18 protein-coding genes and 2 pseudogenes are annotated in these 22,465 nt (G+C 69.9%); 9 read left to right on the top strand and 11 right to left on the bottom strand.

Features of this window, described 5'->3' with window-relative positions:
• Positions 1-92 precede the first annotated feature (92 nt).
• The 4 genes from ACLB9X_RS23840 (at position 93) to ACLB9X_RS23825 (ending at position 3,923) form a co-directional block, all read left to right on the top strand.
• Positions 93-1,508, top strand: a complete 1,416-nt coding sequence (locus ACLB9X_RS23840; RefSeq protein WP_410362410.1) for an FAD-binding oxidoreductase — start codon at positions 93-95, stop codon at positions 1,506-1,508.
• A 49-nt stretch (positions 1,509-1,557) separates the two neighbouring features.
• Positions 1,558-1,692, top strand: coding sequence for a hypothetical protein (locus ACLB9X_RS23835; RefSeq protein ID WP_410362409.1), 135 nt, complete (start codon positions 1,558-1,560; stop codon positions 1,690-1,692).
• A gap of 48 nt (positions 1,693-1,740) precedes the next feature.
• Positions 1,741-2,546, top strand: a protein-coding gene (locus tag ACLB9X_RS23830) for an IS5 family transposase (RefSeq protein WP_410362426.1) whose coding sequence is annotated in 2 segments (ribosomal slippage) — positions 1,741-2,071 and positions 2,071-2,546 — 807 coding nt in all. Because the reading frame shifts where the segments join, the coding sequence is not laid out codon by codon here.
• A 30-nt stretch (positions 2,547-2,576) separates the two neighbouring features.
• On the top strand, positions 2,577-3,923 hold the full coding sequence (locus tag ACLB9X_RS23825; protein ID WP_410362408.1) for a recombinase family protein: 1,347 nt from the start codon (positions 2,577-2,579) through the stop codon (positions 3,921-3,923).
• 335 nt (positions 3,924-4,258) lie between these two features.
• On the opposite strand, the pseudogene ACLB9X_RS23820 reads toward ACLB9X_RS23825, so the two are convergent.
• The 4 genes and pseudogenes from ACLB9X_RS23820 to ACLB9X_RS23805 all read right to left on the bottom strand — a co-directional run bounded on the left by ACLB9X_RS23820 (position 4,259) and on the right by ACLB9X_RS23805 (position 6,862).
• A pseudogene (locus ACLB9X_RS23820) lies at positions 4,259-5,261 on the bottom strand (IS481 family transposase).
• The gene (locus ACLB9X_RS23815) at positions 5,258-5,695 is read right to left on the bottom strand and encodes a MarR family winged helix-turn-helix transcriptional regulator (RefSeq protein ID WP_410362407.1); all 438 of its coding nucleotides are present in this window, start codon (positions 5,693-5,695) and stop codon (positions 5,258-5,260) included. The pseudogene ACLB9X_RS23820 and the gene ACLB9X_RS23815 overlap by 4 nt, the downstream one beginning before the upstream one ends.
• Positions 5,692-6,072: a hypothetical protein gene (locus ACLB9X_RS23810; RefSeq protein WP_410362406.1), complete on the bottom strand. Its 381-nt coding sequence runs from the start codon at positions 6,070-6,072 to the stop codon at positions 5,692-5,694. Before ACLB9X_RS23810 ends, ACLB9X_RS23815 begins: the two co-directional genes overlap by 4 nt.
• 202 nt (positions 6,073-6,274) lie before the next feature.
• Positions 6,275-6,862, bottom strand: a complete 588-nt coding sequence (locus tag ACLB9X_RS23805; protein ID WP_410362405.1) for a CGNR zinc finger domain-containing protein — start codon at positions 6,860-6,862, stop codon at positions 6,275-6,277.
• 84 nt (positions 6,863-6,946) lie between these two features.
• Here ACLB9X_RS23805 and ACLB9X_RS23800 point away from each other — a divergent pair, with 84 nt between their 5' ends.
• From ACLB9X_RS23800 to ACLB9X_RS23790, 3 genes and pseudogenes are all read left to right on the top strand, one after another.
• Positions 6,947-7,840 carry an alpha/beta fold hydrolase gene (locus tag ACLB9X_RS23800; protein WP_410362404.1) on the top strand — a complete coding sequence of 298 codons (894 nt, stop codon included), beginning with the start codon at positions 6,947-6,949 and terminating at the stop codon, positions 7,838-7,840.
• A 255-nt stretch (positions 7,841-8,095) separates the two neighbouring features.
• Positions 8,096-9,333, top strand: a pseudogene (locus ACLB9X_RS23795) (IS701 family transposase).
• Positions 9,334-9,822: 489 nt separating this feature from the next.
• Positions 9,823-10,140 (top strand): hypothetical protein, encoded by a 318-nt coding sequence (locus ACLB9X_RS23790; RefSeq protein ID WP_410362403.1) that lies wholly within the window; start codon positions 9,823-9,825, stop codon positions 10,138-10,140.
• A 47-nt stretch (positions 10,141-10,187) separates the two neighbouring features.
• Here ACLB9X_RS23790 and ACLB9X_RS23785 read toward each other — a convergent pair whose 3' ends face one another.
• The gene (locus tag ACLB9X_RS23785; RefSeq protein ID WP_410362402.1) at positions 10,188-10,430 is read right to left on the bottom strand and encodes a hypothetical protein; all 243 of its coding nucleotides are present in this window, start codon (positions 10,428-10,430) and stop codon (positions 10,188-10,190) included.
• A 239-nt stretch (positions 10,431-10,669) separates the two neighbouring features.
• Between ACLB9X_RS23785 and ACLB9X_RS23780 the strand changes: the two genes are divergently transcribed.
• A complete protein-coding gene (locus ACLB9X_RS23780; RefSeq protein WP_410362401.1) occupies positions 10,670-11,557 on the top strand; it encodes an oxygenase MpaB family protein in 888 nt (295 codons plus the stop codon).
• Here the strand turns inward: ACLB9X_RS23780 and ACLB9X_RS23775 are convergent.
• The 4 genes from ACLB9X_RS23775 to ACLB9X_RS23760 form a co-directional block, all read right to left on the bottom strand.
• Positions 11,529-12,929, bottom strand: coding sequence for a GH1 family beta-glucosidase (locus tag ACLB9X_RS23775; RefSeq protein WP_410362400.1), 1,401 nt, complete (start codon positions 12,927-12,929; stop codon positions 11,529-11,531). The two genes, ACLB9X_RS23780 and ACLB9X_RS23775, sit on opposite strands and share 29 nt — an antisense overlap.
• Positions 12,930-13,071: 142 nt before the next feature.
• The gene (locus ACLB9X_RS23770; protein WP_410362399.1) at positions 13,072-13,980 is read right to left on the bottom strand and encodes a carbohydrate ABC transporter permease; all 909 of its coding nucleotides are present in this window, start codon (positions 13,978-13,980) and stop codon (positions 13,072-13,074) included.
• On the bottom strand, positions 13,977-14,924 hold the full coding sequence (locus tag ACLB9X_RS23765) for a carbohydrate ABC transporter permease (protein WP_410362398.1): 948 nt from the start codon (positions 14,922-14,924) through the stop codon (positions 13,977-13,979). The genes ACLB9X_RS23770 and ACLB9X_RS23765 overlap by 4 nt, the downstream gene beginning before the upstream one ends.
• Before the next feature lie 110 nt (positions 14,925-15,034).
• On the bottom strand, positions 15,035-16,336 hold the full coding sequence (locus ACLB9X_RS23760; protein WP_410362397.1) for an extracellular solute-binding protein: 1,302 nt from the start codon (positions 16,334-16,336) through the stop codon (positions 15,035-15,037).
• Positions 16,337-16,592: 256 nt separating this feature from the next.
• Between ACLB9X_RS23760 and ACLB9X_RS23755 the strand changes: the two genes are divergently transcribed.
• On the top strand, positions 16,593-19,361 hold the full coding sequence (locus ACLB9X_RS23755; protein WP_410362396.1) for a glycosyl hydrolase: 2,769 nt from the start codon (positions 16,593-16,595) through the stop codon (positions 19,359-19,361).
• Between the two features lie 26 nt (positions 19,362-19,387).
• Here the strand turns inward: ACLB9X_RS23755 and ACLB9X_RS23750 are convergent, their stop codons facing one another.
• Together ACLB9X_RS23750 and ACLB9X_RS23745 are read right to left on the bottom strand one after the other, a co-directional pair.
• A complete protein-coding gene (locus ACLB9X_RS23750; protein ID WP_410362395.1) occupies positions 19,388-20,413 on the bottom strand; it encodes a LacI family DNA-binding transcriptional regulator in 1,026 nt (341 codons plus the stop codon).
• Between the two features lie 506 nt (positions 20,414-20,919).
• Positions 20,920-22,443 carry a M1 family metallopeptidase gene (locus ACLB9X_RS23745; RefSeq protein WP_410362394.1) on the bottom strand — a complete coding sequence of 508 codons (1,524 nt, stop codon included), beginning with the start codon at positions 22,441-22,443 and terminating at the stop codon, positions 20,920-20,922.
• Positions 22,444-22,465 lie beyond the last annotated feature (22 nt).

The raw sequence follows: 22,465 nt of genomic DNA, 5'->3' as shown, positions 1-22,465 counted from the left end.
CGCGCCCCCCCCCCCCCCCCCCCCCCACTCCGGCCTAGCGTGGAAGGACAGGCAGCGACAGCCAGCAGCGCGCACCGGGGGAGGTGACGCCGATGCCGGACGAGCAGAGGGCCACATCGACAGCCGCTGCGGAGCAGGCGATCGCCGATCAGCTTCGCTCCTCGCTCCGGGGTGAGGTGGTCGGCCGCGGGCATCCCGGCTACGACGAGGCCCGCGCCGTATGGAACGGCCTGATCGACCGCCGCCCCGCGCTCATCGCCCGCTGCTCCGGCACGGCGGACGTCGTCGAGGCGGTACGCGTCGCGCGCAAGCACCGTCCCGTCGTCAGCATCCGCGGTGGCGGGCACCAGGTGGCGGGCAGCGCGGTGTGCGACGACGGGCTGGTGATCGACCTCTCGCGGATGAAGGGCGTGCACGTCGACCCCGCCGCCCGCACAGCGCGGGCGCAGGCGGGGGTGACCTGGGGCGAACTCGACCGTGAGACCCAGCTGCACGAGCTGGCCACACCGGGCGGGGAGGTCTCGGTCACCGGGATCGCGGGGCTGACGCTCGGCGGCGGCCTCGGGCTGGTGATGCGGGCATACGGTCTCAGCTGCGACTCTCTCCGCTCGCTCCAGATCGTCACCGCCGACGGCGTGGTGCGTACGGCGAGCCGGGACCAGGAGTCCGACCTGTTCTGGGCGGCGCGTGGCGGAGGCCGGGGTATCGGGGTGGTCACATCCTTCGAGTTCGACCTCCACCCGCTCGGCCCCGAGGTCGCCGCGGTGCAGGTCCTCCACCCGTACGAGCGGGCCGAGGCCGTCCTGCAGGCGTGGCGCGACGCCACAGACGCCACGCCGGAGACGGTCACACCGGAACTCGCCCTCTGGAGCATCCCTCCTGACCCCGCGATCCCGCAGGACCTGCACGGGTCGAATGTCGTGTTCGTGGCCGCCATGTGCGCGGGCCCGCCGGGCGCCGACGCCACCGCCGCGCTGGCGCCGCAGCGGCAACTTGGCCCGCCGCTCATCGACATGAGCGAAACCGTCCCGTACGTCGCACTGCAGAGCTCGCAGGACGAGCTGTTCCCTGACGGGGACCGCTACTTCATGAAGTCGCTCTTCCTGGACGAGCTGAGCGATGAGGCCATCAGGACCCTGGTCGACTGGGACTCCCGGCGGCCGACCCCGGAGAGCCTGATCGTCGTCCGGACGCTGGGCGGCGCGGTGGCCCGCGTCGGCGCCGACGACAGCGCGTTCGCGCACCGGTCCGCGCGCTACAACGTGAGCTTCGACGCGGGCTGGCAGGACCCCGCGCTGGACGAGACCGGGATAGGTTGGGCGCGCTCGGCGTGGGACGCGTTGAAGCCGTTCGCGAGCGGCGGGACGTACGTCAACTTCGCCGGGCTCAGCGAGGATGCGAACGAGCTGCGGGGCGCGATCTTCGGCTCGCACGAGGAGCGTCTCGAGCGGATCCGCGCCGCGTACGACCCGGAGGGCCTGTTCGCACCGGCCGCGCTCAGGCCCTGAGCATGCGAGCAGGCCGTGATGCGGGCGGTCGCCCCACATCCGGCGAGGCTTGGCTAACCGCGTCCCGCGCGGTGTCGACCAGCCGGCCGCGGCGGCCAAAACCCGGCTGAGGCAGATGCAGTACCGCCCAGGGCTCCTCGACGGCTTCATCGCCGAGACCGGCCTGGTCCTCGAACCGCCGTGACTCTCGCCTTTCAAGATCACGGCATGATGAACGGTCGTGGGTGTCGATCTGTCCCAGCGACTGGTCCCCGATGATCTATGGGAACTGGTTGCCCCGTTGCCGCCTCCGTTCTCTCCGCGTCCGCAGGGCGGTGGGACCGCTCCGTGTGATGAGCGGGCCGTGCTCACAGCGGTGGTGTACGTGCTCACCAGCGGGTGCGCCTGGCGGCACCTGTCGCCGGCCTTCGGGGTCTCCCCGGCCACCGCGCACCGCCGGTTCACCACCTGGACCAAGGCCGGCCTGTGGCGGCGGCTGCACCGGAAGGTGCTGGACGAGCTCGGCGCCCGGGGCGAGCTGGACTGGACCTCGGCGATCGTCGACGCCGCGTCGGTGCGGGCGAAAAGGGGGGCTCGCTGACCGGGCGCAATCCGGTCGATCGCGGCAAAAAGGGCAGCAAGCTGCACGTGCTGTCCGAGGCTCAGGGCATCCCGCTGGCGGTCGCCGTCTCCGCGGCGAACACCCACGACATCCATGCCCTCAAGCCCCTGGTGCGGGGCATACCGGCCACCCGGTCCCGGCGTGGCCCCCGCCGCAGGCGTCCGGTCAAGCTCCGCGCGGACAAGGCGTACTTCTCCGCCGAGCACCTGGCCTGGCTGCGCGGCCGCGGCATCATCCCGCGCATCGCCCGCCCCGGGATCGAGTCGAGCGAACGGATCGGACGGCACCGCTGGAAGATCGAGCGGTCGATCTCGTGGCTGTTCGGCTACCGCCGGCTGACCGTGCGATACGAGCGCAAGGGCTCCCACTTCCTCGCCTTCCTCGGCCTCGCCGCCGCCCTGACCTGCTACAAGAAGCTCGCAAAGCTCACCACGTGAGACAAGCTCTAAGTGTATTGAGGAGGTGGGATGCTAGAGCGACCGTACGATGGGTGTGGGCTGTGCTTCGTCGGCGTCAGGCGCCTGTCACGGAAGACCGACGCCACGTGGTCCCCGGAGCGTCAGCGGGAAAACGTCCTGTCGGCCGTCAAGAGCGTCGGAGGCCACGTTATCGCCTGGGCGGATGACTGGGAGGTGTCCGGCGCTACAAACCCCTTTGACCGCCCGAAGCTTGGGCCATGGCTCCAGGGCAAGCGGGGGCCCTACTCAGGCATTGCCGGCGCTGCCGTCGACCGGATCGGACGAAGCCTCGTCGACTGCCTGAACACCGGATACCGCATGCGGGACGAGGGGAAGCTCCTCGTTACCTACGGGCATGACGGACCGTGGGATCTGGACGATCCCGTCGACGAAAACCGATTCACGATGGAGGCATGGGGCGCGCAAATGGAGTTGCGCGCCACGCAGAGCCGAAATCGGGATGAGACGGTAAAGGCACGAACGCAGGGGCGTAAACGCGGTAAGCACGCCTACGGATATCGCTACGTCCGCCTCCACCCGAGAGCCGGAATCGACCACGTGGCCCTGGATCGAGGGGAAGACATGCCGCCCGACGTCCGGGACCGAGAGAACGCGTGCGAAATCCTGAGGGAGATTCAGCGGCGCATCCTGGCGGATCAGACTGGCGAAGTCACGCAACACACGGAAGCTGCCCGGCTTACCCGCGCGGGAGTCTATTCACCCGCCGACCACGAACGCGTCATGAGCGGCCGTGAGGCTCGCGGCGGACCATGGGACGGTGAATCCATTGTGCGGATGCTGACGTCGGAAGCGGCGTTGGGCTACCTCATGCACAAGGGCCGCCCCGTCGTGGACGACGAAGGCATGCCGATCTGCGCGGTGCCCCCGCTCTGGAACCGCGCCACTCACGAGGCGTTGAAGAAGAAGTTGGCGCCGAAGAATCCACGCGGGCCGTGGGCGCAATCCGGGGTGCACCTCCTCTCCTCCATCGCCGTCTGCGGTGTCTGCGGGACGCGGCTTTATCGAACCGGTGACCCCGTGGCCATGACGTGCAAGGGGCGGAGCAAGGGAATCGCTCCTGACTGCCAGCCGTCGCCGACGATTCAGGTGTCCATCCTCGAAGAGGCGGTCACAGGATGGTTCCTGGAAACCTACGGTGATCACGCCTACATGGAGACCGTTTACGACCCCGGTAACGGCGTCGAGGAGGAGATCGCGGAGGTCTCCACCGCCCGTAACCGCCTCCGGGACGACCGTGATGCCGGACTGTACGACGACGAGGAAGACGCGGAGTGGTACCGGAAGCGATACAGCCACCTGACGGCGGAGATAAGCGGCTTAAGGCCGTGCCTATAAGGCCGGCAGGCATGGTCGCCCTCCCGACGGGAGAGACTGTTGCCTCGCGATGGGCAGGCGCTGCGGACAACGCTGAGCCTCGCGAGATCCTTCACGAGTTCGACGTCACGGTGAAGGTCTACCCGGAGGGCAGCGCCTATCGGTGGCGACCCTTCGTCGGTGGGGAAGATGTCGACACGGATCTGAGCGCTTCTGTTGACGTGATCAGGCAGCGCCGAGCGCCCGAAATGAAGGCAGCTGGGTAACGGATCGATAACAACATCCGGGGCGTTGCTGGCGTCAGTTTGGCACTGAGCGACGCCCTGGAGGCCGTCCGCGCCCGCTCGTTGAGGTCGCTAGGTGTATGAGGGCTGGACGTTGGTGACGCCGTCCCGGAGCCGAGATGCAGGCGACCGTCCACCAGCGCCGCTGTGCGGGCGATGGTAGTTGTAGTGGATGTTCCAGACAGCGACAGCGGAAGAGCGAGCATCTTCGCTGTTGAACTCTCGGGCATAGAGCAGTTCCTCGGCCAGGATTCGCTGGTAGCGCTCGACCTTTCCGTTGTGACGTGGGGTGTACGGCTTGGTCTTCTGATGCCGCGTGCGCTGGCCGACGATCCGCGCGAAGTCGCCAGATCGATAGCAGGCCCCGTTGTCGGTGACGATCCGGTGGATGTGGGTGATCCCGTGGGCGGCGAACCAGACCTTGGCTCGGGCGAGGAACGCCGCAGCGGTGACTCCCTTCTCGTCGGTCAGGAGCTCGGTGTAGGAGAGCCGGGAGAATCCGTCGACGGCCGAGTGTAGGTAGGTGTAACCACGTTTCGCGCCAGCTGACTTCGCTCGACCGACGGTCTTGGCCTGGTCGCTGTCGCGGCCGTGGATGCGCCAGCCGCCGCCGTCGGGGATCCTGCCGACCTTCTTCACGTCCAGGTGCACCATGTGGCCGGGCCAGCGGGCGGTGATCTTCCCGAGCTTGCGGTTGTTGTCTCCGCCGGGGTCGATGAATCTCCGCCTACCCAGGCCGAGTCTCGTCAGGTGCCGGGTGACGGTGCGGCGATTGATCGGCAACCCGAGATCGGCGAGCTCGTCGGTGATGCGCTGGGCGGACCACTTGTGCTCGCGTCGCCAGGACTCGATCTTCTCGATGACCCAGGCTGGTGTCGCGCTCGGACTTCGGTGCGGTCGAGGAGCGGTCGCACAGCCCGGCCTCGCCGTGACGCCGCCACCGGTTGACCCACTTCGACGCACAGGTGCGGGAGATACCCATCTCGGCAGCCACGTGCGCGATGGGGCGCGTCTTGCAGCGCTCGACCAGCCGGCGTCGTCCCTCGATGCTCAATGGCGCGTTGGCGTGGCTCATGCGTCCATCGCGTAGGAGCGGTCCATCAGGTCGGTCATCGCCCGCTGGAAGTCGCGGCGCTTCTTGTCGCTCCAGCCTGTGGTCAGCTGAGCGAAGATGTCCTCCTGCCAACGATGTGCCTGGTCGAGCATGAATCGACCCGCGGGGGTGAGCGATGCTTCGCGTCGTCGACCATCGACCGGAGACGCCACCATGGCCAGGTAGCCGCCTGATGTGGCGCTCTTGATCAACCGTGAGGCGCCACTCTGGTCGATCCCGATCTCGTGCGCGATCGCGTTCACCGTTGCAGGGGCCCCGCGCTGGCTGAGCGCATAAACTACCTCGCAAACCAGCACGTGTCGCCCCTGCTCGCCACCTGCGTCTGCTGAGACGGGTCGGCGTGCCCAGTGCCGGACGAAGTGGAACAGGACCTGTCCCGGGCCTTGGTCTGTCATTCGGTTGCTGCCATCTCGCGGCAGATGTAGGCCAGCTCGAGAGCGGCCTTGAGGTCCGGCAGCCTCAGCGCAGCCGTGATCTTCCCGCCGGAAGCACGGAAGATCGTCGCTACCCGCGTGGGTTCCGTGCTCTCAGGCCAGGTGGCGTCCTCCTCGACCACCATCAGTCGCTTGCTGACCGGATGCCAGGACCGAGGCATCAGCTTGATCCCGGAACGCTCCACCCATTCCCCGAACTGCGCAGGCGTGATCGGGCCCGCGCCCTTCGGGCCGAGGACGACAACCGGGTCTCCGACCGCCCGCGCAGACCGCTGGAGGTCGCCGGCGTTGACGCTCGCGTGCCACTCGTTGATTGCTGCTTCAAGGTCTGAGTCCATACCCAGGACTATATGCGAATCGCATACATCCTGCGGTCCTGGCGAGTGCGTCATCAACCTCCTGCCCCGCAACACCTAGTACTCCAGCTGTAGATCGTGATCTTGCTGGAGGTGAAACTGAGCGTCCGAGTTGGCCTGTGAACTTGGCCTGTGAGGTCTCGGCCTTGAGCGAGCAGGTCCGCGGGAGTGGGCGCTGTCTCCGTCAGGTACGGGACGCATCGGCCGGGTTGTGGCGCCGGTAGTAGCGGGCGACGCGGGTCCGGTTGCCGCAGCGGGTGGGGGAGCACCAGCGACGGCGGGGGTGTGACGACAGGAACACCATGACGCAGTCGTCGGCTTCGCACTCCTTGAGCCTGCCGATCGCGGGGGCGCTGAGCAGCTCGGCAGCGGCCTCGGCCAGCAGTGCGGCGAGGCGGGTGCCGAGCGGGCCGGTGCGGCGGGAGATGGCGGTGACCGCGGTGCCGTCCCAGCTGAGTTCGCGGACAGATGGTGCCGCACGCTGGGCCTCGGTGAGTCCGCGCAGGGCGGACCCGGGGGGTTCGGTTTGGTCCAACAATGCCCGGACGGCGGCTTCGGTGTGTGCTCGGACGGCGTGGACGGGGGCGAGGTCGGCCCGGGTCGGTGCGGTGTCCCGGACCTCTCCCTGGAGGCGGTCCCCCTCCAGGGTCAGCCAGTCGGACAACTGCCGCGGAGTGGCGAGCAGATCCACGCGCCCGTGGGCCCCCACTGGGCGGGTGTTGACCAAGTCCAGGGCCAGGATCTCACCGGTCAGCGGTGCACTGTCAGCCATGCCCTAATGCTACATCGCGCACTTGACACGTTAGTCGCAGCGAGGCTAGGACTAATGCATCTTCACGCTGAGGAGGCATGTGATATGACGTCCGCTACACCGCTCCGCATCGCTGTTCCGGCCCGGACCGTCCACCGGTTCGTAGAGGTCGATCAGGTGAAGGTCTTCTACCGGGAGTCCCTGCCCGAGCGTCCCGACGCCCCGGTGGTACTGCTCCTGCACGGCTTTCCCTCCGCCTCGCACCAGTTCCGTCGCCTTATCGACACCCTCGGCCGCCACTACCGGCTCATCGCCCCCGACTACCCGGGCTTCGGACACACCCGCACCCCGGACGAGTTCACCTACTCCTTCGAGCGGCTCGCAGATGTCGTCGAGCGCTTCACCGAACGCCTGGCCCTGACCCGCTTCGCGATGTACCTCTTCGACTTCGGCGCCCCCGTCGGCTTCCGCCTTGCACTCCGCCGCCCGGATCGTGTCGCGGGCCTGATCGTGCAGAACGGCAACGCATACGCCGAGGGGCTGTCGGAGGCGGCCCGCGAGTTCACCGCCCTCACCCCCGACACCCCCGGCGCCGACCAGGCCGTCCTCGACCTGTTCACCCTGGACGCCACCCGCGCCCAGTACGAGGGCGGCACCGCCGACCCCGAACTGATCGCCCCCGAGGGCTGGCTGCTCGACCAGCACTTTCTCGACCAGCCCGGCCGCAAGCACGCGCAGCGCGCGCTTGCCTACGACTACAAGAGCAACATCGCCGCCTACCCCGACTGGCAGGCGTGGCTGCGCAAGCACAGGCCGCCGACTCTGATCACCTGGGGCAGCCGCGACCCGTTCTTCCCCGAACCCGGCGCACTTGCCTACCTTTCAGACCTACCGGACGCCGAACTTCACCTGTTCGACACCGGTCACTTCGCCCTGGAGGACCACTTGCCCGAAATCGCCCTACTGATTGCCGACTTCCTCACCCGCACCTGGGCCTGACTGGCCCGTTTGTACTCGTCGTACCGCGGCGGCCGGCGCATGGGCAGCCGGAGCCACGAGGCCGATCCCGATGCTCAGCCGGGCCAACTCAAAATGCTCACGGGCTAACTCGGACGCTCAGTCACAGGTGGCGGCCGGTGTAGAGACGGGTGCGGCTACCGTTGATCATCGTGAGTTGTGTGGACTGACGAAGAGGCGGTGGCCGCAGGTCACAGCATAGATCCCGCCCGATGGCGGGAGGCGTTCGAGGTGGCCATGGGCCGAATCGCGGGCCGGTTCGCCCGGTACGAACCCCGCCTGCGGGCCGGGCGGCTGGTGCTGGGCCTGCTGTCGGACCTGCCACGCAAGAACTGCTGGACGATCGCCGAGTGGACCGGAGAGGCCACCCCGCACGGCATGCAGCACCTGCTGTGCCGAGCCGTCTGGGACGCCGACGCGGTCCGCGACGACGTCCGCGAATACGTCGTCGAGCACCTCCACGACGATGCCGCGGTGCTGGTCGTCGACGAGACCGGAGACCTGAAGAAGGGCACCCACACCGTCGGGGTCCAGCGCCAGTACACCGGCACCGCCGGGCGGATCGAGAACTCCCAGGTCGCGGTCTACCTCGTCTACGCCTGCGCGCGGGGACACGCGGCCGTGGACCGGGAGCTGTACATCCCGCGCTCGTGGACGTGCGACCCGGACCGCTGCCGGGCCGCTGGGCTGGGCGAGGACACCGTCTTCGCGACCAAGCCGGAACTGGCCGCCCGCATGATCAGCCGGTTCTTCGACGCCGGGCACCGTGTGGGCTGGGTCACGGGGGACGAGGTCTACGGCGGCAACCCGACGCTGCGGTCCGCGCTGCAGGAGCGCGGCATCGGCTACGTGCTTGCCGTCGCCTGCTCTCACGAAGTCACCTCCGGTGCCGGGAAGTTCCGTGCCGACGCCCTAGCCGCGAAGGTGCCGAAGCGAGCCTGGCAGAAGCTGTCAGCAGGGTCTGGCGCCAAGGGGCACCGCTTCTACGACTGGGCCGTCATCGACCTGGCCGAAGTACGGCCCGGAAGTCACCAGCTGCTGATCCGGCGCAACCGCACCACCGGTGAACTCGCCTACTACCGCTGCTTCTCGCCCGCCCCGGTGCCCCTGGCCACGCTGGTCCGCGTCGCCGGGTCCAGATGGCGGGTGGAAGAGACTTTCCAGGCCGGAAAGGGCCTGGCCGGACTGGACGAACACCAGGTCCGCCGCTATACCTCGTGGTCGCGCTGGGTCACCCTGGCCATGCTCGCCCACGCCTTCCTCGCCGTGGTCGCGCTGACGAACACGTTCGCCATCCCACCCCGGACGGGCTGATCCCCCTCACCTGCATCGAGATCCAGCGACTGTTCACGATGCTGGTCGTCCGGCCCGTGCACGACGTGGCCCACCGGCTCGCCTGGTCCGCCTGGCGACGTCGCCACCAGGCCCGTGCTCGGGCCAGCCATTACCGGAGGCAAGCCGCGAGCCAGACGTGAAGATCACGATCTACGGCTGGAGTACTAGGCGTCGACGAGGATTCTGGCCCGGTAGTCGAGTGGCACCCCATGACCCAATGGTGGTGGGACGCCTGGCGCACGTCGCCCATGGCTCAGACCTTCATCGAAATGGACTGGCTTTTTCTCATCGACACGGCGCTGATGCACCAACGATGTGGAGCAAGGGCCGATGGGAGTACGCCTCCGAGATCCGTCTCCGTGTCGCCAAATTCGGCGCCACGCCGGAGGAGAGGGCCCGCCTGAAGAGGAGAGGGCCCGCCTGAAGCTGAAGGTCGACGACCCCACGACGCGCCCGCAGGCGCCCGTACAGCGCCCCGACAACGTGAGTGACATCAGCTCCCGACGAGCCCTGCTGGCTGACAGGCTGACGCATGTGGCGTCCGACTCGCGACGCTCCGTCCTACTATGACACCAAGGTAAGGGGGCGGTATGGCTTTCCTGTGGCGGAGACGACGTCAGACTTCCCACTTGACTGAGATGACGATGGAGGAGTTCGAAGCGTTCAACGCGCACCATCACCGCGAATGGACCACGGCAGACGCTGTGCTGCACCACGCCGACGAATCGCGCGAGCCTTTGACCGGGACGCTTGAACTGCATCGATACTCCCTGGTCTTCAAGTCGGTGGAACGGGACATCACGATCTTTCGGCAGTTCTTGACCGCGCTTGATCCCGGAGATGTGCCCGGAGAGCTGCGCTTCACCATCGTGGAACTTCCCTGGACATCAATTACGTTCACACCGGCCCGCGAAGAGGGCTGGATCTATTGGGCGGATGGGAGGTAGATCCCGCTGGCACTTTGGCCGCCACTGAGGAGGGTCAGTGCCGCGCGCTATCGTGCACCCCCGGTCACGACCGCTCCCGCTCTCTCGGGTGGCTCGCGGTCGCATGGATGGAACACCTCGTCGTGCATGGCCCTGGCGACCAGGAACGCGTTGTACGTGAGCACCTGCAGACGCGGGGTGTCCGCGGTGGGCGCGGCGACCGCCGACGGTGCGGTCGCGGCCAGGGTGGAGGCGGCGAGCACGACGGTCAGGGCTGCGCCGGGGATACGGCGAAGCGCGGAGTTCAGCACAGGATTCTCCTGTTGGCGGTGGGGGTTGGAGCCGGCCGTACGACCGGCGCGGCACATCCAATCAGCAGAAGTTACTTCTAGGTAATAGGCAGGTGCCGACTTTCTTGAGCCCGGCGCAACGACGCGTTCCCCGCGCTGTGCAGTGCCCGGGGCCCTGCACCGGGTACTGCGGCCGCCGTCATAATGGAAGGTGACCGTCACACCGGGAAACCGGACCCCGGCACCACCTGGAGCGCCTCATGAGCAGGGCCGCGGCCCCCGTCGAACCGCCCCCGCCCGGCGGCGTGCTGTGGAGCCTCGCCGGTGACGTGCGCGCCCTGCTGATGCTGCCCGCGGCGCTCACCATGCAGGTGGCCCACCCCGCCGTCGGCGCGGGCGTCGACGAGCACTCCGTCTTCCGCACCGACCCCTGGGGCCGCGGCGAACGCTCCCTGCGCTCGCTCCAGCTGTGGATCTACGGCGGCGAGGAAGCGGCCGCGGAGGGCCGGCGGCTGCGCACGCTGCACCGCACCATCCAGGGCACCGACGCCCACGGCCGCCGCTACCACGCCCTCGACCCCGCCCACTACTCCTGGGTCCACGCGACCGGCTTCCCCGTCTACCGGCACGCCACCCGCTACCTGGTGCGCCGGCTCACCGAGGCCGAGGAGCGGCAGCTGTACGCCGAGTGGCTCCAGGTCGGCCGCGTCCTCGGCATCCACGACCGGGACATGCCGCAGAGCATCGAGGAGTTCTGGCCCTACTACCGCAAGGTGCTCGCCGACGAACTGGAGGCGACCGTCGTCGTACGCGAACTCGTCGACGTCCACCAGTGGGTGCCGCCCCCCGACCGGGGCCCGCTGCTCCTGCGGCTCGTCCTGCGGACCCTGTGGCCCGTGCTGCTGCCCCCGTTCGCCCGCTTCCGCCGCTTCATGACCGTCGGGCTGATGCCGCCCGACGCCCGCGAGGCCATCGGCCTGGACTGGACACCCGAACAGGAGCGCGCACTGCGCCGGTTCGCCCTCGTCGTCCGGATCGTGGTACCCCTGCTGCCCGAGCGGCTGCGCTACCTGCCGCTCGCCCGGCGGGCCCGGCGCAAGGCACGCCGGACCGGCCGCCTCAGGAGCGCAGCCCGCCGCGCGCGATGACGTCCGCGTACCAGTGCGCGCTGTCCTTGAACGTGCGCCGCTGGGTCGCGAAGTCCACGTGCACGATGCCGAACCGCTTGCTGTAGCCGTAGGCCCACTCGAAGTTGTCCAGCAGCGACCACAGGAAGTAGCCCCGCACGTCGGCACCGGCCTCGATCGCCCGGTGCACCGCCGCGAGGTGCGCGTGCAGATAGGCCACCCGCTCCGGGTCCTTGACCGCTCCGGACGGGTCGGCGTAGTCGTCGTACGCGGCCCCGTTCTCGGTGATCACCAGCGGCACGCTCGGCAGGTCGTCGCGCAGCCGGGTCAGCAGCTCGTACAGACCCTCCGCGTCCACGGGCCAGTCCATCGCGGTGCGCGGGCCGGGGGCCGGCAGGAAGCGTACGTGCTCCTCGGCGCCCGCCCACGGCGACGGAGCCGGGGACGAACCGGCGGCGACGACGGTGGGGGAGTAGTAGTTGATGCCCAGCGAGTCCATCGGCGCCGACGCCGCCTCCAGATCCCCGTCCCGTACGAACGACCAGTCGGTGACGGGCGCCGTGTCGCGGACCAGGTCCTCCGGGAGGCGGCCGTGGAACACCGGGTCGAGGAAGATCCGGTTGCCGACCGCGTCGATCCGGCGCGCCGCGTCGACGTCCGCGGCGGAGTCCGAAAGGGGCCGCACCGCGTGGAGGTTGAGCGTGAGCGACACCTCGCACCGAGCGGGCAGCCGGGAGCGGAGCTCCCGCACCGCCCACCCGTGCGCCAGGTTGAAGTGGTGGGCGGCCCGCAGCGAGGCGAGCGGGCTGGTGCGGCCCGGAGCGTGCACCCCGTTGCCGTACCCGAGGAAGGCCGCGCACCACGGCTCGTTGAGCGTCGTCCAGGTCGCCACGCGGTCACCGAGCGCCCCGGCCATGATCCCCGCGTACTCGGCGAAACGCTGCGCCGTCTCGCGCTGCGGCCAGCCGCCCGCGTCCTCCAGTTCCTGCGGCAGGTCCCAGTGGTAGAGCGTGGCCACGGGGCGAATGCCGGAGGCGAGCAGCTCGTCGACGAGCCTGCGGTAGAAGTCCAGGCCCTTCTGCACGGCCGGCCCGCGGCCGGTGGGCTGCACCCGCGGCCAGGCGATCGAGAAGCGGTAGTCCGTGACGCCGAGCCGTCTCATGAGCGCGATGTCCTCGCTCGTGCGGTGGTAGTGGTCGGCGGCGATGTCGCCGGTGTCGCCGTTGCGGACCTTGCCCGGGATGCGGCTGAACGTGTCCCAGATGGACGGGGTGCGCCCGTCCTCGGCTGCCGCACCCTCGATCTGGTACGCCGCTGTGGCAGTGCCCCAGCGGAAGCCCGCCGGGAACCGGAGCGCCTGAGTCGTGTCGGGGCGTGCGTCGAGCGCGGTCATGAGGATGGAACTCCCAGGAGTGAGACGTCGTACGAGGGGGAAGGCGCGAGGGCGGCCCTTGCGCGCCGTGCAGGGCGAGTTCGGTCCGTCATCGCGCCCTGCATGACGAGTTCGGTCCGTCACCGCGCCCTGCATGACGAGGTCAGCCCTTGACCGCGCCCTGCATGATGCCGCCGACGATCTGCCGGCCCAGCAGGCCGAAGACCAGCAGCACCGGCAGCGTGCCGAGCAGGGTGCCCGCCATGATCACGGACTGGTCGTGGACGTAGCCGCCGCCGAGCTGGCGCAGCGCGACCTGGACGGTCGGCTCCTGCGAGGAGAGGGCGACGATCGGCCAGAAGAAGTCGTTCCAGGCGGCCATGAACGTCAGCATGCCGAGCACGGCCATGCCGGGCCGGGCGACGGGCACCACGACCGACCAGAAGATCCGGGCCGTGGAGGCGCCGTCCACGCGCGCGGCCTCGATCAGTTCGTCGGGCAGGGACTGGACCAGGTACTGCCGCATGAAGAACACGCCGAAGGCGGAGACGAGGCCGGGCAGGATCACGGCCTGCAGCTGGTTCACCCACTGGAGTTCGGCGATCAGCATGAACAGCGGGATGACGCCGAGCTGCGGCGGGATCATCATCGTGCCGACCGTGACGGCGAGCAGCGCACCCCGGCCCCGGAAGCGCAGCTTGGCGAAGGCGAACCCGGCGAGCGTGCAGCACAGGACGGTGCCGACGGTGATCGAGGAGGACACGACGAAGGAGTTGAGCAGCGCCTTGCCGATGTCGGCCTCCTCCATCACCGCCTCGAAGTTGTGGATCAGCCGTGAGCCGGGCAGCAGCGTCGGCGGCACCTTGGCCAGGTCGGCGTTCGACCGGCTGGCCGCCACGATGGTCCAGTAGAACGGGAAGGCGGAGACGAGGACCGCGAGGATCAGGATCGCGTGGGCGAGGCTTCCGCCGTGCATCGTGCGGCCGGCGCCGGACCGGCCCCGCCGGCGCCTCGGCGGCCCGGTCGGCGTGGTGGCCGGCTGCTTCACCGGCGGTTCGGCGAGGGCGGTCATCGGCCGGCCTCCTTGCGGGAACGGCGGCGCGCGACCAGGGCGTTGACCCCGACCAGCGCCAGGATCAGCAGGAACATCACCCAGGCGACGGCGGCGGCCCGGCCCAGGTGGAAGAAGCCCCAGCCCTGCTCGTACAGGTACAGACCGAGCGTCTGGTACTGGTGCGAGATGCCGCCGGAGACGGAGCCCTCGAACAGCAGTGGCTCGCCGAAGAGCTGGGTGGCGCCGATGGTGGAGACGATGACGGTGAAGACGATCGTGGGCCGCAGGCCCGGCAGCGTCACGTGGAAGAACTGCCGCCAGCGCGACGCGCCGTCCATCTCGGCCGCCTCGTACAGCTCGCCCGGGATGGACTGCATGCCCGCGAGGTAGATCAGCGCGTTGTAGCCCGTCCAGCGCCAGATGACGATGGTGGAGACGGCGATCTGCGAGGCGAGCGTCCCCGTCTGCCAGTCGACGGGGGAGATGCCGACGAGTCCGAGGACGTAGTTGACGAGCCCGAAGTCGCGGCCGAAGAGCTGGGCGAAGACGAGCGTGGCCGCTGCCACGGAGGTGGCGTACGGCAGCAGCATGGCCGTGCGCAGGAACGTGCGACCGCGCAGCCGGTAGTTGAGCAGGTGCGCCAGGCCGAGTGCCATCACCAGCTGCGGCACCGTGGACAGCACCCCGATGGTGAAGGTGTTGCGCAGGGAGGTCCAGAAGAACTCGTCGCCCAGCAGCGCGGTGTAGTTGCCGAGGCCGCGCCACTCCATCTCGCCGGGGGTCTGGAGCTCCACCCGGTAGAGCGACACGAACGCTGTGTAGAGGAGCGGGAAGAGGCCGAAGGCGGCGAAGAGCGTGAAGAACGGGGCGATGTACGCGTACGGCGAGACCTTGCGCCAGGCGCGCCGCACGGCCGGCGGCCTGGGCGGCGCATACGGCTTCGTGGGAGCGGTGAGGGTCACGGTGCGGCCCTTCGGAGGGAGTCGGTACAGGGCGGGGGTCCGGGGAGTGTCCGGGCCCGGTCCGGGGCGGGGGAGGTCGGGGACCGGGCCCGGAGGCCTGAGGACCGGCGTCAGCCGATGGTGTTGTCGACGCCCTTCTTCGCGTTCGACCACGCCTTGCCGGGTGCGGTGCCCTTGCGCTCGACCTCGCTCAGCGCGTTGGTGATCTGCTGGTTCACGTTCTGGTCGTGGACCCCGAGCACCTGGACCGGGGCGGCCTTCGCCGCGTCACCGAAGATCTGCCCGATGGGGGCGCCCGAGAAGTACGGGTCCTTCGCGTCGGCGACCTGGTCGATGGCGGCCGTTGCCGAGGGGAAGTTGCCCTGCTTGCGGAAGAGCTTGGCCTGCTGCTCGGGAGCGGTGAGCCACTCGATCAGCTCGTACGCCTCCTTCTTGTGCTTCGCGGCGCGCGGGATCGACAGGTAGGAGCCGCCCCAGTTGCCGGCGCCGCCGGGCAGCTTCGCGATGTCCCACTTGCCCGTGCCGCCGTCACCGGCCTGGCCCTTGATGTAGCCGAGCATCCAGGCGGGGCACGGGATGGTGGCGAACGTACCGGCGGCGAACGCCTGGTTCCACTGCGGGGACCACTGGTCGAGCTCGGCGCTCAGTCCGTCCTGCGCGGCCTTGACGGAGGTGTCCCAGGCGGTCCTGAGCGCCGGGTTGGTCTCCCAGATCAGCTTGCCGGAGGCGTCGTAGTACCGCTCCTTCTCCTGGCCGATCATGATGGAGAACAGGCTGCCGACACTGTCCAGCCAGGCGCTCTTCGCAGGGGCCTTCTCCTTGTACTGCCGGCCCAGGTCCAGGTAGCCGTCCCAGGTCGACCACTTCTTCGCGAGCTCCTCGCGGTCCGTGGGCAGGCCGGCCTGGGCGAACAGGTCGGTGCGGTAGCACAGGGCCTCCGGGCCGACGTCCGTGCCGAGCCCCAGCACCTGACCGTCCTTGCCGGTCGCGGCAGCCCACTTGGCCTCGGCGAACCGGCTTTCGAGCTTGTCCGCGCCGTACGTCCGCAAGTCCTCGAACCTGTCGGCCTGCTGCTGGGTGACCGACGCGATCCGCCCCACCTCGATGCCCTGGACGTCGGCGAGACCGCCGCCGCCGGCCAGCCGGGTCTGCAGCGACTTCCAGTAGTCGGCCTCGTCCTCGGTGTCCGTCTGCTTGATCGTGACGTCCGGGTGGAGCTTCTCGTACTCGGCGTAGAGCCCGGCCTCCTTGTAGCCGAAGGATCCGAACAGGTCCACGGTGAGCGTCACCTTTCCGCCCGCGCTGTCGGCAGCGCCGTCGGACGAACCTCCGCAGGCGGCGAGCAGTGCCCCGGCGAGCGCGACCGCACCCAGGCGGACGGCGGCCCTCTTGGCGGCTCGGGCTATGGGCATGGGAAGCCTCCCTTGGCTTCGGGGTGGAGCGAGAGCGCCGGTGGTCGACGCTGCGTGAGAGCGCTCTCAGATGTGGCGACTGGAGCGTGCCCGCTCCGCGCTCGCCCCGTCAAGAGTCGAAGGCGTAACGGCTTGGACTCGGGCCCAAGTCCCGTCCGTGTCACGTCTATTGACACGTGCGTTTCAGGAGTTTTACGTTGCGGCCATCTGAGAGCGCTCTCCGGCCCCCAATCCATGATGACGTGAGGTGCCGTCCATGCCCGCCCCCCGCACCGGACCAGCTGCCGCGCTGGTCCTGGCCACCACCCTGGCCGCCGTCGGACTCGGTCCCGCCGCCGCACCCGCGGCCGCCGCCACCGTCCCCGTAGGCTCCGGCAGTTACTCCGACACCCGCCCCGCCGGCACGTCCGGCCCCACCACCAACACCGGCACCCCGGTCACCCCCAAGGTCACCGCCGCGGCCTCGGCCCGGCCGGTGCCCACCAACGACTGGTGGTCCTCCCTCGCCTTCCAGCGCTACGGCGACAACCCGTACTCCACCCCCATGTACGGCCACCCGCTCACCTACCAGGCCACCGCCGGCGGCCTCGACGTCGGCTACCCCACCACCCCCGCGATCGTCGGCGACGGCCGCCAGTACGAGTTCGCCCACAAGCGGGACCTGACCATCGGCCTCGCCGGGCTCAACTCCCCGGACACCAAGGCCGACAACTGGTCCGACTGGACCGTGACCCCCTACTGGTCCGACGGCGCCCGCACGCTGCGCACCACCATCGGGCACGGACTGCCCTTCGTGTACGCCACGGGCACCGGCGCCAACGCGCAGATCACCACGGCCGCCGCCCCGACCGTCTTCGCCGACCAGGGGAACGTCCTCGGCATCACCGTCGCCGGCCACCACTACGCCCTGTTCGCGCCCACCGGCAGCGACTGGAACGTCTCCGGGACCGCCATCAGCGCGGGGCTCGGCGGGAAGGACTACTTCTCCCTCGCCGTCCTGCCCTCCACCGACGCGCTCGCGACGTACAGGAAGTACGCGTACAGCTTCGTCACCGGATCGAAGGTCGCCTGGAACTGCACGGGCGGCACGGTGCGAGCCACGTACACGCTCACCACCGAGGCCAAGGAGGGCAGCGAACGCGGCACCATCCAGGCCCTGTACCGCCACCAGTGGCTGCACACCACCGACTTGCTCACCCCGTACACGTACGTCTCACCGCGCGGCACCATGAAGGTCCGCGAGGGCGCGTCGTTCACCACCTCGCAGAAGGCGTCCGGTGTGCTGCCCGCGCTGCCGAAGTCGAACGGCGTGGACACGGCACGCCTGCGCGGCTACCTGAACGACGTCGTGAACGCCTCCGATCCCTTCTCCGGGGCCACCGACACGTACTGGACCGGCAAGGCGCTCGGCCGTCTCGCCCAGCTCGTGCCCGTCGCCGACCAGATCGGCGAGAGCGCCGTCCGCGACCGGCTCATCGGCCTGATCAAGGGCCGGCTCCAGGATTGGTTCAGCGCGGGCGGCGCGTCGGAGTTCTCGTACGACAGGAACTGGCGGACGCTGACCGGCTACCCGGCCTCCTACGGCAGCGACACCGAGCTCAACGACCACCACTTCCACTACGGCTACTACGTCTACGCGGCGGCCGTCGTCGCCCAGTACGACCCGGCGTGGGCCGCCGACTCCGCGTGGGGCGGCATGGTGAAGACCCTGATCAGGGACACAGCCAACGCCAGCCGCACCGACACCGCCTTTCCCTTCCTGCGCGGCTTCGACGTGTACGCGGGGCACAGCTGGGCGTCCGGCCACCAGGGCTTCGCCGCGGGCAACAACCAGGAGTCGTCGTCGGAGTCCGCCAACCTCAGCGCCGCACTCGTCCTGTGGGGCTCGGTGACCGGCGACACCGCGCTGCGCGACCTCGGCACCTACCTGCTGACGACGGAGGCGGAGTCGATCGCGCAGTACTGGTTCGACGCCGACGAGCAGGTCTTCCCCGCCGCGTTCGGCCATGACACGGCCGGCATGGTGTGGGGCAGCGGCGCCGCGTACGCCACCTGGTGGACGGCGAACCCCGAGGAGATCCACGGCATCAACGTCCTGCCCGTGACCGGCGGCTCACTGCACCTGGGCGGCGAGAAGGGCGCCATCCGGCGCAACATCGCCGAGATGGAACGGGAGAACGGCGGCCCGGCCGTCGAATGGCGCGACATCCTCTGGGAGTTCCAGTCGCTCGCCGACCCGGCCGCCGCCCGGTCGAAGTGGGACGCGGGCCACGCCGGCTACACCCCCGAACAGGGCGAGTCCAAGGCCCACACCTACCACTGGATCACCACGCTGGACGCGCTCGGCGCCCCGGACGCCACCGTGACCGGCGACATCCCGACCTCGGCCGTCTTCACCAAAGGCACGGTACGGACGTACGCGGCGCACAACCACGGCGCCACGGCCCGCACCGTGACGTTCTCCGACGGCAGGACCCTGTCCGTACCGGCCCGGTCGACCGCGACCGGCACCGGGAGCGGCGGCGACCCGGATCCCCAGCCGCCCACGGGCAACACGTTCCAGGTGCGCAGCGGAGGCACCCTGACCACGGCAACCGGCGGCACGCCGGGCAGCGACACGATCGCGTCCGCGGACGGCGCCAATCACGACGGCACCCCGTACCGGCCGCTGGTCTACGAGGCCCGCGGCGTGACCGGCACGCTCAGGCCCGGTGCGTCGACCGCCTTCCGGCTCCCGGTGGACGCGGGCACCACCGTGGGCCTCGGCCAGCAGGCCCGTGTCAGCTACGACCTCACCGGTGACGGCACCTTCGAACGGACCGAGACGTACCACTACTTCGCCACCGACCCCGTCACGGGCTGGGAGGAGTACGCGCAGTCGCGCGGGCTCAAGTCGGCGACGGGCACGCTCGGCGACCTGGCCGGCGGCACCGTACGGCTGGAGGTGTGGAGCGCGATCGGCAACGGTCCGTCCCGGCTCCGGACCGGGACGGACACCTCCGTGCTGGTGATCCCCTACGGCTGATCGTGAAAGGCGGCGGGCACCGGCGATCAGGCCGACGCCCGCCGCACCAGCGTGGTCGGCGTGATGACGGACGCGGGGGTGTCGCTCCCGCCCTCGTTCAGCAGCCGCATCAGGAGCCGCACCATCAGCCGGCCCATGCCCTCGATGTCCTGGCGCACGGTCGTCAGCGCCGGGCGGGTCGTCGCGACGACGGACTCCATGTCGTCGAAGCCGACGACCGCCACGTCCTCGGGCACCCGCACGCCCCGTTCGCGCAGCGTTCGCAGGGCACCCGAGGCCATCAGGTCGTTGGCGACGAACACGCCGTCCACGTCCGGGCGCGTGTCCAGCAGCTCGGCCATGGCGCGGGCGCCGCTCTCCTCGGTGAAGTCACCCTGGCGGATCAGGCCGGGATCGGCGTCGACGAGCACGTCGCGGTACCCGTCGACACGGTCGAGCGCGGACGTCTGGTCGCGCGGGCCCGCGATGTGGGCGATGGACGTGCGCCCGAGCGAGACGAGATGGCGCACGGCCTCCCGGGCCCCACCGCGGTTGTCGCAGTCGACATACGGCACGTCGGGGGAGGAGCCGGTGGCTGGGCGGCCGCCGAAGACGGTGGGGATCCTGGCGCGGCCGATCACGGCGGGCAGCTCGTCGTCGTTGTGCAGCGAGAAGGCGAGCGCGCCGTCGACATGGCCGCCGCCGAGGTAGCGGGCGATACGGTCGTGATCGCCGGGGCCCTCCACCCACAGCAGCACGAGCTGCGAGTCGTGCGCGGTCAGCTCGCGGCTGATCCCGCGCACCTGCTGCTCGAAGAACGGGTCGGAGAAGATCCGGAACTCCGGCTCCGCGATGATCACGGCGACGGCGCCGTTGCGCCGGGTGACCAGGGTGCGGGCCGCGTGGTTGGGCACGTAGCCCAGCTCCTCGACCGCCTGGCGCACCTTGTCGACCAGGGGAGCACGCACACCGGCACCGCCGTTGACGACCCGGGAGGCCGTGGCCCGAGAGACCCCGGCGCGCGCGGCGACGGCTTCCAGCGTGGGACGGGACCCTGCGGTCTGCTCGGGCAAGGCGGGCGCTCCTCGTATCTGCTCCGTCGGCTGCGAGCCCTGACGCCGCTCAGGATAACTCCTGGCCCAGCCGTCTGAGAGCGCTCCCATCGTGGGTCCTCCGTCCGGCCGCGCCCGACGCGCCCATGCGGGGCACCGGTGCCGGTAGCCCGGCCGCGCTCGACGCCGCCATGCGGTGCACCGGTGCTGGGGTACCCCCCCGCCGACGTGCCGCTGCACGCGGCCCGGGCGTCGGCCGGTCCCGCCGCCGTGCCGCTGGAACCCGGCGTCGGCACGGGCCCGGCGCGACGGCCCGGCTTCGGCGTCACCGGGCCTGGTCGGAACGTGCTGGCACCCCGTGGCCCTTGGGCCGCGCTGCCCGGGCGTCGGCCGGTCCCGCCGCCGTGCCGCTGGAACCCCGCGGCGGCGGGAGCCTGGCGCGACGATGCCGGCTTCATGGTCCCCGGGCCGGTCCGAACGCGCCGGTGCCCCGCGGCTCTTGGGGCGCGGGGCACCGAGGCGCCACGTCAGTGGTCGTGACCGTGACCCCGCGAGCGCGCGTGCTCGTGGATCGTGTTGGTCTCCGCGATCTTCTTCCAGGACTTCGGCTCCGCCGGCCCGGCCGCGTCGCCCTGGGCGATCCGTACCCCGGCCGCCGCCGGGGCAGCCGGCTTCGCGGGCTCGTACAGCCACGTGTCGAACAAGGCACCCAGCGGCCTGCCCGAGAGCCGCTCCGCGTACGCCACGAAGTCGCCCACCTTGGCGTTGCCGTACGCACGCTCCGCCGGCCACCCCTTGAGGATCGCGAAGAAGTCCTCGTCGCCGATCTCGTTCCGCAGCGCCTGCAGCGCCAGCGCGCCCCGGTCGTAGACGGCGATGTGGAACTGGTTGTCCGGGCCCGGGTCGCCCGGCTTCACCGTCCAGAACGGGTCGTCGGCCGCCCGCGTCGCGTAGACGTGGTCCGCCAGCTCCTGCGCCGTTCCCTCGCCCTCCTTCTCGGACCACAGCCACTGGCTGTAACGGGCGAAGCCCTCGTTGACCCAGATGTCCTTCCAGCCGTCCACCGAGACGCTGTCGCCGTACCACTGGTGGGCCATCTCGTGGACGACCACGGAGACGTTGGCCCCGTTCGCGAACTGCCGCGGGCTGTAGAACGGGCGGGTCTGCGTCTCCAGCGCGTAGCCGCTCTTCACGTTCGGCACGTACCCGCCGATCGCGTTGAACGGATAGGGGCCGAAGATCTCGGTCAGCCACTCGGTGACCTCGGCGGTCCGCTCGATGCTGGCCCGTGCGGCACCCGCGGTGTCGCCGAGGTCCTTGCTGTACGCGTTGAGGACCGGCAGCCCGTCCGCGGTCTTGTCGGTCGTGATGTCGAACTTGCCGACGGCGAGCGTCGCCAGGTACGACGCCTGCGGCTTGTTCGAGCGCCAGTTGAAACGCGTCCAGCCCAGCCGCGAACTCTCCGAGACCAGGACGCCGTTGCTGATCGCCTGGGTGCCGTCCGGGACCGCGACCGAGATGTCGTACGTCGCCTTGTCCAGCGGATGGTCGTTGCTCGGGAACCACCACACCGCCGACTCCGGCTCCTGCGCGGCGACTCCACCGTCCGGGGTGCGGTGCCAGGCGGTGTAGCCGCCGATGCTGAGCTCGGACGGCTTGCCCGAGTACCGCACGACGACGGCGACCGGCCGGCCCTTCTCCAGCCCCGCGACCGGAGTGATCTCCAGCTCCTGGTTGCCGGTTGACCTGAACGCCGCCTTCCTGCCGTTCACGCGCACCTCGTCCACGGACAGGCCGAAGTCGAGGTTGAAGCGGCTCAGGCGCTGCGTGGTGGTGGCGAGGATCGTCGCCGTACCCGTCAGCAGGTCCGTCTTCGGCTGGTACGTGAGCCTCAGGTCGTAGTGGGAGACGTCGTAGCCGCCATTCCCGGCTGCCGGATAGTAGGGGTCGCCGATGCTCGGCGCCCCGATCGACGTGTTGGCGGCCGATGCCGGGATCGCCAGCACAAGAGTGGCCGCGAGCGCGCTCGGGACGATGAGTCTGCGGTGCACAGGAGCTCCAAGTCGTAGGGGC

This window comes from Streptomyces sp. 5K101 (genome assembly GCF_046506645.1).
Taxonomy (GTDB): Bacteria; Actinomycetota; Actinomycetes; order Streptomycetales; family Streptomycetaceae; genus Streptomyces.
This window is presented reverse-complemented; position numbering and strand designations above follow the sequence as displayed.